Source organism: Kordiimonas lipolytica (assembly GCF_001550065.1).
Genome location: NZ_LRUB01000028.1, coordinates 36,056 through 49,822 on the forward strand (window position 1 = coordinate 36,056; position 13,767 = coordinate 49,822).

At 55.4% G+C, this 13,767-nt stretch carries 13 protein-coding genes; 8 read left to right on the forward strand and 5 right to left on the reverse strand.

The window, feature by feature from the left end; translation table 11 throughout:
* Positions 1-134: 134 nt before the first annotated feature.
* The 4 genes from KORM41_RS13955 to tpiA all read right to left on the reverse strand — a co-directional run bounded on the left by KORM41_RS13955 (position 135) and on the right by tpiA (position 3,976).
* A complete protein-coding gene (locus KORM41_RS13955; RefSeq protein ID WP_068149254.1) occupies positions 135-926 on the reverse strand; it encodes a hypothetical protein in 792 nt (263 codons plus the stop codon).
* A 112-nt stretch (positions 927-1,038) separates the two neighbouring features.
* Entirely contained in the window at positions 1,039-2,670 is a 1,632-nt protein-coding gene (locus KORM41_RS13960) for a CTP synthase (protein WP_068149256.1), read from the reverse strand.
* A 123-nt stretch (positions 2,671-2,793) separates the two neighbouring features.
* Entirely contained in the window at positions 2,794-3,114 is a 321-nt protein-coding gene (secG, locus tag KORM41_RS13965) for a preprotein translocase subunit SecG (RefSeq protein ID WP_068149263.1), read from the reverse strand.
* Between the two features lie 109 nt (positions 3,115-3,223).
* The gene (gene tpiA / locus KORM41_RS13970; RefSeq protein WP_068149265.1) at positions 3,224-3,976 is read right to left on the reverse strand and encodes a triose-phosphate isomerase; all 753 of its coding nucleotides are present in this window, start codon (positions 3,974-3,976) and stop codon (positions 3,224-3,226) included.
* Positions 3,977-4,218: 242 nt separating this feature from the next.
* Between tpiA and KORM41_RS13975 the strand changes: the two genes are divergently transcribed.
* Together KORM41_RS13975 and trpE are read left to right on the forward strand one after the other, a co-directional pair.
* Positions 4,219-6,147: a SurA N-terminal domain-containing protein gene (locus KORM41_RS13975; RefSeq protein WP_068149272.1), complete on the forward strand. Its 1,929-nt coding sequence runs from the start codon at positions 4,219-4,221 to the stop codon at positions 6,145-6,147.
* A 35-nt stretch (positions 6,148-6,182) separates the two neighbouring features.
* Positions 6,183-7,688 (forward strand): anthranilate synthase component I, encoded by a 1,506-nt coding sequence (gene trpE / locus KORM41_RS13980; RefSeq protein WP_068149539.1) that lies wholly within the window; start codon positions 6,183-6,185, stop codon positions 7,686-7,688.
* A gap of 21 nt (positions 7,689-7,709) precedes the next feature.
* Here trpE and KORM41_RS13985 read toward each other — a convergent pair whose 3' ends face one another.
* Positions 7,710-8,720, reverse strand: a complete 1,011-nt coding sequence (locus tag KORM41_RS13985) for a divergent polysaccharide deacetylase family protein (RefSeq protein ID WP_068149274.1) — start codon at positions 8,718-8,720, stop codon at positions 7,710-7,712.
* A 175-nt stretch (positions 8,721-8,895) separates the two neighbouring features.
* Between KORM41_RS13985 and KORM41_RS13990 the strand changes: the two genes are divergently transcribed.
* The 6 genes from KORM41_RS13990 to lexA all read left to right on the forward strand — a co-directional run bounded on the left by KORM41_RS13990 (position 8,896) and on the right by lexA (position 13,767).
* Positions 8,896-9,480, forward strand: a complete 585-nt coding sequence (locus tag KORM41_RS13990) for an anthranilate synthase component II (protein WP_068149276.1) — start codon at positions 8,896-8,898, stop codon at positions 9,478-9,480.
* The gene (gene trpD, locus KORM41_RS13995) at positions 9,477-10,508 is read left to right on the forward strand and encodes an anthranilate phosphoribosyltransferase (RefSeq protein WP_068149281.1); all 1,032 of its coding nucleotides are present in this window, start codon (positions 9,477-9,479) and stop codon (positions 10,506-10,508) included. Before KORM41_RS13990 ends, trpD begins: the two co-directional genes overlap by 4 nt.
* On the forward strand, positions 10,508-11,305 hold the full coding sequence (trpC, locus tag KORM41_RS14000; RefSeq protein WP_068149283.1) for an indole-3-glycerol phosphate synthase TrpC: 798 nt from the start codon (positions 10,508-10,510) through the stop codon (positions 11,303-11,305). The genes trpD and trpC overlap by 1 nt, the downstream gene beginning before the upstream one ends.
* 24 nt (positions 11,306-11,329) lie before the next feature.
* Entirely contained in the window at positions 11,330-11,803 is a 474-nt protein-coding gene (gene moaC, locus KORM41_RS14005) for a cyclic pyranopterin monophosphate synthase MoaC (protein WP_068149286.1), read from the forward strand.
* Positions 11,800-12,996: a molybdopterin molybdotransferase MoeA gene (locus tag KORM41_RS14010; protein ID WP_068149290.1), complete on the forward strand. Its 1,197-nt coding sequence runs from the start codon at positions 11,800-11,802 to the stop codon at positions 12,994-12,996. The genes moaC and KORM41_RS14010 overlap by 4 nt, the downstream gene beginning before the upstream one ends.
* Positions 12,997-13,077: 81 nt before the next feature.
* Positions 13,078-13,767, forward strand: a complete 690-nt coding sequence (gene lexA / locus KORM41_RS14015; RefSeq protein WP_068149292.1) for a transcriptional repressor LexA — start codon at positions 13,078-13,080, stop codon at positions 13,765-13,767.

The window sequence follows — 13,767 nt, forward strand, 5'->3', positions numbered from 1 at the left end:
TCCTTAATCGCTCAAGATGGGAAAGGATTAATAGTTTGCGGCGCGATTGTTACCCTTTCACGCAACGTGTCGCAAGGGGAACCGCCAACAAAGCCCATGAATTTAGCTGAAAAAACGGATAAGAAAAGCCCGCGCTATAGCCGGTAGTTATCCTCAAGCGTGTAATAGACCTCTCTCACACGGGAGAGATAGCCTGATGGCAGTTGCTCGGCCAAACCATCGGCGATTAGGGTAATCTCCGCCTTCAAGCGCGAGAGGTCAGCACGCTTGTCCGCCTCTTCAGGCTGAAATGCGAGCCGAATTTCAGTCTCCGACAACACAGCTTCAAGCCGGGACAATGACCACATTGGGAACTTCTCGGAAAACACACGAAGGTCAGCAAGCGCGTCCTTCAGGTTACGCCAGCGCATCGACCCGCCAAGCAGGCTAAGTTCCTGAATCCGCAAAAAGAGGCGCGAGCTGTCAGCATTGTCGCCCCGAGTAAAGGTATAGGCCCTTGCGGCGGCAAAGAATTGCCGCGCAGCTTCAAATTCCTTAACCTTTGCAGACGCATGTGCTGCCTGCACATTCAGCGCCATCAGCCGCTGTGCATTGTTTACACCCTGGTTATATTTGATAGCGGCATGCCAAGCGGCAACAACTCGCTTGCGGTCACGTGCAGCCGTTGCAGCCTGAGCACGCAAGACAGCGAACTGTCCAACAGCAGGCTCCCCAGGATCTACAATCTGAATAAAGTGTTCCCAGGCGCGTGCAATACCGGAATAGGCCTTTGCCAGTGCTTGCTCGTCTTCCAACGACGCAAAGGTTTCCAGATAATAACCGACGGCCTGCATGGTCTCAGCAGCTTCCTCTTCAGGCGTTTTCGCCGCCAGGACACTTGTTGTCAGACAAGAGATCATCACGAAAATCAACAGGTTCTTCAGCATGCGCACTTCCTCTACTGTACGGCAGATTTTACCGCATCAGACATAATTGGGAACTATATATGCAAAAAGGGGGCCGAAAAGCCCCCTTCCCTGAATTCATATTGTATTGGCTTTATACCAACCGCGATTGCTTGAGCGCTGCCTCTACAAAGCTGGCGAAAAGCGGATGCGGATCAAACGGCTTGGATTTGAGTTCAGGGTGATACTGAACCCCAATGAACCAAGGGTGGCCTGGAATTTCCATGATCTCCGGCAGCTCGCCGTCTGGTGACATGCCAGAGAACAGAACACCGGCTTCTTCAAGGCGCTCCACATAACCAATATTCACTTCATAGCGGTGACGGTGGCGTTCCTCGATCTCGGTCTTGCCGTATACATCTGCAACATGGGAGCCTTCCTTGAGAACCGCAGGATAAGCGCCCAGGCGCATGGTACCGCCGAGATCGGTATCTTCAGTGCGCTGCTCGATGCTGCCGTCTTCCTTCACCCATTCGGTGATCAGCCCGACAACTGGCTCTTTCTGCTCACCGAACTCGGTGGAGCCAGCGCCCTTGATACCCGCCAGATGCCGCGCAGCTTCAACCGTGGCCATCTGCATACCAAGGCAGATACCAAAGTATGGAATTTTGCGCTCACGGGCAAAGCGTGCGGCCGCGATCTTGCCTTCCGTACCACGCTTGCCAAAACCACCAGGCACCAGAATCGCGTGAACATTTTCAAGGCGGCTGATAGCGTCATCCCGCTCGAAAACTTCGGATTCGATCCACTCAATGTTCACCTTCACACGGTTGGCGATCCCACCATGAATGATGGCTTCATTAAGGGACTTGTAAGCATCCTTGAGGCCAGTGTACTTACCAACCACGGCGATTGTCACTTCACCTTCCGGGTTCTGCACCCGGTCCATGATGTCTTCCCAAACGGTCAGGTCAGGCTTCTGGCTGTGTGCCAGGCCAAAGGCTTTCAACACTTCGGTGTCCAAGCCTTCCTTATGGTAGGAAATCGGCACCTCATAAATCGACCTTACATCGAGTGCAGGAATGACAGCGGTTTCAGCCACGTTACAGTAAAGCGACATCTTACGACGCTCACCATCCGGAATCGGATGCTCTGAGCGGCATACCAGAATATCCGGCTGGATACCGATAGACCGCAAGTCGCGCACACTGTGCTGCGTTGGCTTGGTCTTGAGTTCCCCGGCTGCTGCCAGATAAGGCACAAGCGTCAGGTGAACGAAAATCGACCGCCCCTTGCCCAGATCAATCGAAAGCTGACGAATAGCCTCCATGAAAGGTGCAGCCTCAATGTCACCAGCCGTGCCACCAATTTCACAAAGCATGAAATCGATGCCGTCCTGTTCTGCAAGGGCGAATTCCTTGATTGCATCCGTCACATGCGGGATCACCTGCACTGTGCCGCCCAGATAGTCGCCGCGACGTTCCTTGGCGATAATCTGCTGGTAAATGCGGCCAGACGTGATGTTATCGCTCTGGCGTGACGCAACACCGGTGAAGCGCTCATAATGGCCAAGATCGAGATCTGTTTCCGCACCGTCGTCGGTAACAAATACTTCGCCGTGCTGGTATGGGCTCATCGTGCCCGGGTCCACGTTCAAATATGGATCAAGTTTGCGCAAGCGAACCGAATAGCCGCGAGCCTGCAAAAGCGCACCGAGCGAAGCGGACAACAGACCCTTGCCCAGGGAACTAACAACACCACCAGTAATAAAAATATAGCGCGTCATGGAGCCTCTCAAATCTCAAAAAGCACACCACCGCCTGGCAGGCACCCTGCCCGGCAACTCAAAAAATACTTTCTACACAAAGAGAAGCGGGGGCTCTTGGCCCCCGCTTTGAAGTCTCTTGTCCTAGCCGTCCTCAGGAACGGTTGGTATTTCAGGGAGTTGGCTTCCGCCATCTTCCTGTTCCTGCTGGATCACTTCCTGGACAATGCTGTCGTCGCCACGCTGCTGCGCTGCGAACCATCCAAGCAGAAGGGAATTAGCAAGAAAGACAATCGCCAGCCACTTTGTAGTCTTTGTCAGGAGATCACCGGCGCCGCGTGCGGTCATCATGCCACCTTGGCTGCCGCCGATGCCAAGCGCACCACCTTCGGAGCGTTGCAACAGGATAGCAACGACCATAGCAATGGCTACAATCAAATGAATGCTCAGCAATACGGTTTCCATTTACCTGTCCTACCTAACGTTGGCCTGCCCATGCCGATTATACAAATCTTGGCCGGGATTCAAAGCGCGGTTTCTAGACTTCTTTATCGGGTTTGCCAACCCTAAATTTTTATTTCCGGTACGCGTCGATAATACCATTGAAATCAGCGGCCTTCAGGCTTGCGCCGCCAACAAGGGCTCCATTGACGTTATCGGCAGCCATCAGTTCGGACGCATTTGACGGTTTCACCGACCCACCATAAAGAATGCGGAAGCCATTGCCAGCCTCACCGAACCGCTCCACAAGAGCGCCACGGATCGCTGTATGCACTTCAGCAACATCTTCAACCGTTGGCGTGCGGCCTGTACCAATAGCCCACACCGGCTCATAGGCCACTACTGTGTTTTCCGGAGTGCTTTCCGCAGGCACCGAAGCCGCAACCTGGCCTAGCACGATATCAAGCGTCTTGCCCGCATCGCGTTCTGCCTCGGTTTCACCAACACAGACAATCGCAGTCAGACCCTCTGCCAACACGGCCTCAGCTTTTGCGCACACCAGCGCGCTGTCTTCGCCATGATCAGCCCGACGCTCTGAATGACCCACAATAATAAAGGCTGCGCCCGCATCGCGAAGCATCTCTGCTGAGATATCACCCGTATGGGCCCCACTCTTGTTCGTGTGGCAATCCTGCGCACCAATCGCGACCCCTTCGGGGGCATTAGCAGCAAAAGATGCCACCAGCGTAAACGGTGGGCAGATCAGAACACCACAGTCGGCGGTATCACCGTCGCGGAGATAATTGCCAAGCGCTTCAAGTTCAGCCTGACTGGACGCCAGGCCGTTCATCTTCCAGTTTCCTGCAACCAGGGCAGTCGGTTTCATATTGGGGCCTCATATGGTTTCTTTTGAAATTTTTATACGCCGGTGGTTAGCAAATTAATGCCGCCATGACCAGCTTCCTGTTACCCCAATAAGCACTTGGTGCAGCGACACGGAGCTACCTTCGCTATCCCGCAGCAAATCGGCTGTTGCAGCGCACCGAAAGCGTGCTTATGATGCGCGGCCAATCTGGTGGGCTATACCACCCAAATTACGTAATGATTAATCGACGGGAGCTCGGGCGCATGCTGCTCAAACTTCGCGGGGGACTGGATTCCTTTTTTGTAACTCTTCTTCTGGGCGTTCTGATTGCAGCGTTCGCAATCTGGGGCATTGGCCCCGGCATGCTTGCTGGTAATACACAGTCTGTAGCGACAGTCGGCGATACCACCGTGCCAACTGCACAATATGCCAACGCTGTACAGCGCCGCGCTCAGCAGCTGCAGGCCCAGTTCGGCGGGCAGTTCACAGCGGACCGTATCATCCAGATGATGCAGCTGGACCGTCAGGTTTTGAACCAAATGGTTCAGGAAGCCGCCATCGCCGAAAACACAAGCGAGCTTGGCATGCGCATCACCGATGCACAGCTGGCTGCCGAAATTCGTGAATTCGAAGCGTTCAAATCACCTGATGGTAGCTTCAGCCCGCAGATGATGGCTCAGGCCCTCAATCAGGCTAATCTTACCCAGAAAGAGCTGTTCACCAGCTTGCGCCGGGAAGCAGCCAGGTCTCAGTTGATGGACAGCCTGGTTTCCGGCGCCACCGTGCCGCGCTCTCTTGCTGAACGTCTGTATGTCTGGCAGGCAGAGCGTCGCCGCGCGACCATGATCAATTTCGCGGCCTCAGACATCGCAGAGGTAACAGAGCCGACAGAAGAAGAGCTCCAGAGCTATTATGAGGATTCCAAATCCAATTACATGACGCCGGAACGCCGCAGCTATAATTACATCATGCTGACGCCCGCCCAGTTCACTGACGACGTGCAGATCACCGAAGAAGACCTGCTTCAGGCGTATGACTATCGCCGCAGCGAATATGTCCGTGATGAAACACGTGACCTGCAGATGGTTAGCTTTTCTGAACAGGCTGATGCAGAGGCCTTCATTGCAAGGGTGGCTGCAGGCGAAGATTTCATAGCTGCTGGTGCAGACATGTCCGAATTTACAGCCGAAGAGCTGGAATTGGGTGCGAACTCTTATAACGACCTACAGACCGATTTTGACGCGCCGACCGCTGATGCCGTATTCGCACTGACTGAGGGCGATATGAGCGCGCCGGTCGAAGGCCTGGCGGGCTGGAATGTCTTCAAGGTCAAAAGCATCACTGCTGGTGAAGAAAGAACGCTGGATGAAGTGCGCACCGAACTTGAAGAATCACTCAAGGCAGAGCATGCGGTTGATCTGATGTTCGATTTCCTGCCTGATCTTGAAGATGCAATCGCAGAAGATGGCACTCTGACAGCGGCAGCTACCAAGCTGAACCTGCAGCTTGCAACCGTATCTCAGGTTGACGGTCGCGGCCAGGGCCCAGACGGCGCCCAGAAAATCACCCTGCAGGAAGAAGGTGCCGTTCTTGCGGAAGCTTTCCGCACTGAGCTGGGTGTCGAGCCAGAAATGAAGGACCTGGATCCGAGCGACAGTACCAAAGGCGTGTTCTTCGTCGAGGTTACCGAGGTTCAGGAGCCTGCTGAGCGCTCATTTGAGAATGTCCGAGCGGAACTCAAAGACACATGGATGACCCAGCGTCGTCAGGAGCAAGCTGGCGAAATTGCCGAGGCCGCAAAAGCACGCCTTGAAGCGGGCGAAGAGGCGGAAGCCATTGCCGAGGACCTTGGCGGTACATCCTATGACGCCAAGAATGTCGCGCGTACCGCTGAAGGCACGTCCGGCCTTTCCCCCAATATTCGCGGCTTGATTTTCGAGCTCGGTATTGGCCAGATCGAAACCGAACGTGCTGCTGACGGCAACGGTTACGTTGTGGTTCGGGTCGATGACATTACAGCCGGCGATCCAACGCGGGATGCCGTCAATGTGGACGCCCTTCATGCGGAACTGAAAAATCAGTTCAGCGAGGAGCTGTTCCTGCAGTATCAAAATCAGCTTCTGGACAGCTACTCGCCAGAAATCAACTATAACCTCGTCAATCAACTGTTCCGCCGCGACGCGGACGAATGACAAGTTGACCATTGAGTGAGCCAGTGAACGCATCGGTGACACAGCCGGAAACGCTTGAGGCACAGCTTGCGTGCTATCGGAATGGGAATGCCCAGGTCGTATCCACTACTCTAGTGGCTGACCTGGACACACCCGTGTCCGCGTATCTGAAGCTTGCACAGGGCGAAACCTATTCCTGCCTGCTGGAGTCCGTTGAAGGCGGCGATACTCGGGGTCGTTACTCCATCATAGGGCTGCAGCCAGACATAGTCTGGCGCTTTGATGGAAAAAGTGTCGAAATCTGTCGCGATTACGGTACAAAAGGCGCCGCATTCCAGCAGCTTCAGGAAGCGCCGCTGGAAAGCCTGCGAAGGTTGCAGCAGGAAAGCCTGATCGATCTGCCGCACAACCTGCCCCCCATGGCAGCAGGCCTTGTGGGCTATATGGGCTATGACATGGTTCGCCAGATGGAAATCCTTCCAGACGCCAAGCCTGATCCTTTGGGGCTGGCGACCTCCATTTTCGTACGCCCGACCGTTATGGCCATCTTCGACAGTGTCACAAACCTGATCACACTGGTTACACCGGTTCGGCCCAAAGAAGGAGTTTCTGCTGAAGACGCGCTTGCTGCAGCAGACCAACGGTTGGAGACCATGCTTGAACGGCTGGATGCGCCTTTGCCACATTCCACCGTCCCGACCAGCGCTGTTTTTGAAGAACCTGTTTCCAACACGGGACAGCGGCGCTTCCATGAGATGGTCAAAAAGGCGCAGGAATATATCCTAGCCGGAGACATCTTCCAGGTGGTCTTGAGCCAGCGCTTTTCCATGCCGTTTGACCTGCCACCTTTTGCCCTCTACCGGGCACTGAGGCGCACCAACCCCTCTCCTTTCATGTATCATCTTGCCTTTGAGGATTTCGCGATCGTGGGCTCCAGCCCGGAAATCCTTGTTCGCCTGCGTGACGAGGAAATCACCATCAGGCCAATTGCCGGCACCCGCAAACGCGGTGCGACGCCGGACGAAGATGCCGTCCTGGCCGCAGACCTGCTGGCAGACCCGAAAGAACTTTCAGAACATCTGATGCTCCTTGACCTGGGCCGAAACGATGTTGGTCGCGTGGCAAAACCCGGCACCGTTGAGGTGACAGCCCGTAATACCATCGAATATTATTCCCATGTCATGCATATCGTTTCAAACGTGATTGGCGAAATTGACCCACAGTTTGACGCGATTGATGCCCTTGCCGCCGGTTTCCCGGCCGGGACCGTCTCCGGCGCGCCCAAGGTACGGGCCATGGAAATCATTGATGAACTTGAGGTGGACGCACGCGGACCTTATGCAGGCAGCGTCGGCTATTTCAGTGCCAACGGCAGTATGGATACATGCATCGTACTCAGGACCGCGATCGTCAAAGACGGACAGATGCACGTGCAAGCCGGTGCAGGCGTGGTAGCGGATAGCGATCCGGAATCAGAGCATCAGGAATGTCAGAACAAGGCCCGCGCACTCGTAACGGCCGCCAGGGAAGCCGTTCGCTTCGCCAAATCAAATCGAGGATAAGGTTCGAGGTATCGTGACCTCCTAGTCACGCGCTTGCCCACCCATGGCATCTTCCGTCATTACCTCCGCGTGCTGACGTCTTGCCTCCAACGTCCCAACGAGCTGGCTGATGGGTACCAACGCGATTCCTTTTGCCCGCAGAGTCTTCTGCCATTCCTTAAGGGTTTCCAGCGTTACCTGATATGGGTGACCAATCGCAATCGAATAGCCGCGGACCCGCGCGATCCGTTCTGCCTTCGCCAACTGAGCCTCAATAGCATCCCGGTGCTGTATGTTATCAAGGAAGATATCGCGGGCGATTGTAGGCACCCCGGTCGCCTTGGCGGCACTCATTCCCACACTTTTCGGGGACGTCAGGCTATCAAGGAAAAGATAGCCATCGGCTTTCAGGTAGGTCATCACCTGTACCATGTGGCCTGCGTCTTCTGTTAGCAGGCTACCCATATGGTTATTAACCCCAACAAACCCATCAAACCTGCTTAGGTTCCAGATCAGTCGCCTTTGGAACTCGTCAGGCCCAAGCCCGGCCAGAAGTGCGTTCGTGCCCGGGTCCGCTGCACTGCCTTTTGGCTGCATGGGCAGGTGAACCATCAACTCATGCCCTGCGGCATGAACCCTGCCCGTCTGATACTCCAGATGCTCGGCATAGGGCAAATACGCCAGCGTGTAGGGGCCCGGCATTTCCGCCAATTCTTCCGTGGCCTGGTAATTCAGCCCAAGATCGTCAATCACGATAGCGATACGCGGCAGATTGGTGTCTTTCCATGCAACAGCATATTGACGCCAGGCAGGATCAACCTTCTCGGGCAGTAGCTTCTCCAGGTCCTGTATCGGCACAGTGACATCACTACCGCCATCCATATCGGAGAGCACGGCCAAGACATCCGGGTCTAACTCAGCCCCGACCACCTCTTCTGGAACTGCTGCAGGTAGCGGCTTGTCCTGTTGCAGGACCATATAAAGCCCCGCCCCAATGAGGACGATAACAAGGCTGTAGATACCAATTACCAGCTTTTTCAGCCGCTTACTCATACAATTTCGGTTCCCTGGCTCGCCATATAGGTGGCGTATCCCTCTCGTTTCAATTTTTCTTAAGCCCGCACACTCAAAGTCTTTTGCAAATGCCGCGAAATTGACCAGTCCGCCATTGACATTCAATCTGAAAGCCGCAATGTCCAACTAGTTTATGAATCAGCGAGCGGTTTCAATGTATATTCTGATCGATAACTACGACAGCTTTACCTACAATTTGTACCATTATGTGATGGAATTGGGGGCAAAAGTTGAAGTCTGGCGGAACGATCAGATATCTGTCGCTGATGTGCTCGCGAAAAAACCCAAAGGTATCATCATCAGCCCAGGCCCCTGTTCGCCAACAGAGGCTGGCATCTGCCTTGAACTGATCGAAGCAGCTGCGGGGAAAGTCCCGGTATTTGGCGTATGCCTTGGCTTTCAAAGCATCGGCCAAGCCTTCGGCGGCGACGTGGTGCGTGCGCCCTATGTGATGCATGGCAAGATTAGTGAGATCACCCATACGGGCCAAGGCGTGTTCAAAGGCCTGCCAAGCCCCTATCAGGCGACGCGCTATCATTCCCTGATCGTGGAACGCAGTACCCTGCCCGACTGTCTTGAGGTGACGGCCGAAACTGCGGACGGCTTGATCATGGGACTGCAGCACAAGACGCTGCCGCTCTATGGCGTGCAGTTCCACCCGGAAAGCATCGCTTCAGAGCATGGTCACGCGCTTCTGAAGAACTTTATCGATATCTGCGAAGGGGATCAGGAAGCATGAGCGACCTCAGACCAATACTGGCCAAACTGGCAGACGGTGAAACGCTGACTGCGGAACAATCCCGGGAAGCCTTCAACATCATCATGTCCGGGGCAGCCGATCTTGCGCAGATGGCTGCCTTTATCATGGCGCTGCGCCTTCGGGGCGAACAAGTGGACGAAATCGTGGGTGGTGCCCGTGTGCTGCGGTCAAAAGCGACGCAAATCAAGGCGCCGGAAGGCATAGTAGACACGTGTGGCACCGGCGGCGACGGTCTCGGCACATACAATATTTCCACAGCTGCTGCCATTGTCACGGCAGCGGTGGGCGTACCGGTGGCGAAGCACGGCAACCGCTCTGTCTCTTCCAAATCCGGTTCGGCCGACGTCTTAATGTCATTGGGAGCCGAGCTTGAAATTCCTCAGGAAGCCAATGAGCGAAGCCTTATAGAGAACAATTTCGCCTTCCTGTTCGCTCCCGCGCACCATAAAGCCATGCGCCACGTGGCCCCGGCCCGTGGTTCGCTACAGCTCAGGACCATCTTCAACTTACTTGGGCCACTCGCAAACCCTGCACAGGCAAAGCGCCAAGTCTTGGGCGTATTTGACCGCAAGTGGCTGCGGCCGATGGCCGAAGTTCTGCAGAAGTTGGGCAGTGAACATGTATGGGTCGTGCATGGCAGTGACGGCCTTGATGAGGTCACCACCACAGGGGCAACCTATGTGGCGGAACTGAAGGACGGCAAGATCACAGAATTTGAGGTCACGCCCCAGTCCGTGGGCCTTGAGGTTTCCGATATCGAGGATCTCAAGGGTGGCGACGCTGACGTGAATGCGCAAGCGATCCGGGACCTTCTTTCGGGTAAACCTTCCGCCTACCGCGACATCGTACTGATGAACGCGGGTGCGGCGCTCGTGGTGGCTGGTAAGGCTGATACCCTCAAGGAAGGCGTCGAGATCGCAGCTGGAACAATTGATAGCGGCAAAGCGGCAGCAGCGCTTGAGAAATGGGTAGCCTTCACTCAAGCTAACGCGCCGGAGAAAGGCTGATGGCCGATATCCTCAAGGAAATCTGCGACCGCAAGCGTGACCATGTCGCCGCCATGAAAGTCAAGGTGAGCCACGCGGAACAGGAAACACGTGCCAAGGAAGCTTCCGCACCGCGCGGCTTTATCCGGTCCCTGCAGTCATCTATGGCCGACGGCCGTTACGGCTTTATCTGTGAGATCAAGAAAGCCAGCCCATCCAAAGGCTTGATCCGTCCTGATGACTTTGACCCAGCGACGCTTGCCAGCGCCTATGAACGCGGTGGAGCCTCGTGCCTGTCTGTCTTGACAGACGAACCCTATTTCCAGGGCCATGATGATTACCTGAAGCAGGCACGCGCTGCCGTTTCACTGCCATGCCTTAGGAAAGATTTCATGGTCGACCCATACCAGGTAGCCGAAGCCCGTGGGTTGGGGGCGGACTGTATCCTCTTGATCATGGCGGCCTTGGACGATTCGCTCGCAGCTGAGCTTGAGACCGAAGCCCATGCTTGGGGTATGGACGTGTTGATCGAAGTGCATGACGCGCCAGAGCTGGAGCGAGCGCTCAAGCTCAAGAGCCCACTTGTCGGCGTGAATAACCGTAACCTAAAAACCATGGATGTGTCGCTCAATACCACGCTTTCCCTGGTGCCTAACTTCCCAGAAGGTAAAATAGCGGTTGCGGAATCCGGCCTTCGCACGCAAGAGGACCTTGCAGCCTGTGCCGCAGTCGGGGCACACTGTTTCCTCATTGGCGAGACCTTCATGCGCCAGGCGGACGTTGAACAAGCGGTGCGCGACCTTCAGAAAGCATCCTAACCCTTTTCTATAAAAGGATATTTTATGAGCAAGCTTTCCCATATTGATGAAACCGGTGCAGCGCACATGGTTGACGTGGGGAACAAGGCGCCAACGCATCGCGTTGCTACCGCTGAAGCCTTTGTTGAGATGAAACCTGAGACACTCAAGCTCATACAAGCAGGCGACCTGCCGAAAGGCGATGTCCTTGGAACTGCGCGTCTCGCCGGTATCATGGCCGCCAAAAAAACCAGCGACCTGATCCCGCTTTGCCATCCCCTCTCCATCACCAGCGTGAAGGTGGAGATCGAGCCCGAATCCGAAACGCGCCTGCGCATTGAGACCTATGTGAAAGTCACCGGCCAGACGGGCGTGGAAATGGAAGCGCTTACGGCCGCATCAGTCACCGCGCTTACGATCTATGACATGGCCAAGGCAGCCGACAAGGCCATGCGCATCGAAGGCATCCGCCTCCTGCGTAAGGAAGGCGGCAAATCCGGAACCTATGAGGCTGAATGATGATTTCTGTTGAAGAAGCGTTCAAACGCATCGTTGAAACCGCAAAGCCGCTGACAACTGAAAAACTGCCGCTAGAAAATGCCTCAGGTCGCGTTCTTGCCGCCCCGCTGACGGCCCGACGCACACAGCCTGGCGCTGACATGTCTGCCATGGACGGCTACGCGGTCAACAGCGCCAGCCTGACCGGCAACCCCATTACACTGAAGCTGGTTGGCGAAAGTGCGGCGGGCAGCCCGTTTGGCGGCACCTGTGGTGCAGGTGAAGCCGTTAGAATTTTTACCGGTGGTATTGTACCAGAAGGCGCAAATCAGGTGGTGGTCCAGGAAGACTGCACCGCGAACGGCGATATGGTCACGACTACGATTGGACCTGAAATCGGCCGTCATATCCGCCTCGCCGGTATCGATTTTGCGCGGAACCAGATCGTACTCGACCAAGGTACATACATCAGCCCGAAATCCATCGGGCTTGCTGCCAGCGCGGGCTATGACCACCTGATGGTCCACCGTGCACCAAAGATTGCGATCCTGGCAACAGGCGACGAACTGGTGCCCCCAGGCAAGAAGGATTTCGCGCCGCACGAGACCGTCAATAGTACCGCCCCACAGATTTCGGCCTTACTGACCGACGCTGGCGCGAACGTCCGCATCCTCGAACAGGCGGGAGATGACCTGAAAGCCCTTAAGGCTGCTGTAAAAAAAGCAGCTGGTGCAGACATTCTTATCACGATCGGCGGCGCATCGGTAGGCGACAAAGACATGATGCAAGAGGCGCTCTCTGCTGAAGGTATGGCGCTCGACTTCTGGAAAGTGGCCATGCGCCCGGGTAAGCCGCTGATTTTCGGGACCATGAGCCAAACCAAAGTTCTGGGACTACCTGGAAATCCGGTATCTGCCTTCGTATGTGCCCTTTTGTTCGCACGCCCCCTTGTTGACCAGATGATGGGACGCCCCGCCCCCATGCCAACCGGCGTACCGTTACCGCTGGCGACAGACCTCGCCGAGAATGGCCCGCGACAGCACTATATGCGTGCGCGGCTTGTGGGGGAGCCGGGCAGCCGCCACCTTGACCCTGCTATTGCCCAGGACAGCAGCCTTGTTTCAGTCCTGGCGCAATGCGACGGCCTGATCATCCGAGAGCCCAATGCACCTGCGGTCAAAGCGGGTACCCTGGTGCCCTTCCTCCCATTTTAGCGTGCATCACCCGAAGGCCTTGACAATCATCCAAAAGGTGAACTAAAAGAGAACATACCGAAAACAAAACCGGAGGGAGCCATGTTAACCGCCAAACAAAACCAGCTGCTGCTTTTCATTCAGGAGCGACTGGCCAGTTCCGGTGTTTCGCCTTCCTTCGACGAAATGAAGGACGCGTTGGGGCTTAAGTCAAAATCCGGCGTCCACCGGTTGATTAACGCTCTTGAAGAGCGCGGCTTCATTCGCCGCATGGCCAACAGGGCACGTGCGATTGAAATACTCAAAACTCCGGACAATATGCCCACCAGACAAGGTGGCGACAATGTTGTCAGTGCACCCTTCGGGCAAAACCAAGCACCGGCTGTACAGCCCTCGGCTGGAGATGACACGTTTGAAATTCCCCTGCATGGCAAGATTGCGGCAGGTACGCCGATTGAAGCGCTGGAGAACCGCGATAGTTTTGTCTCTATCCCTGGCGCAATGATGGGGCGCGGCAACTGCTTTGCGCTTGAAGTATCAGGCGATTCCATGGTTGAGATGGGTATTCTCGATGGTGACACAGTCGTGATTGAAAGCGCCGATACTGCGCGGGACGGCGAAGTGGTCGTCGCTCTGGTAGACCGTGAAGAAGCTACACTTAAGACATTGCGACGTAATGGAAAATTTGTTGAACTGGTGCCCGCCAACCGAGACTATCAGACCCAGGTTTTAGAGGCTGGCAGGGTTCAGGTCCAAGGTCGTCTTGTCGGGCTTTTGCGCCAATATCATTAA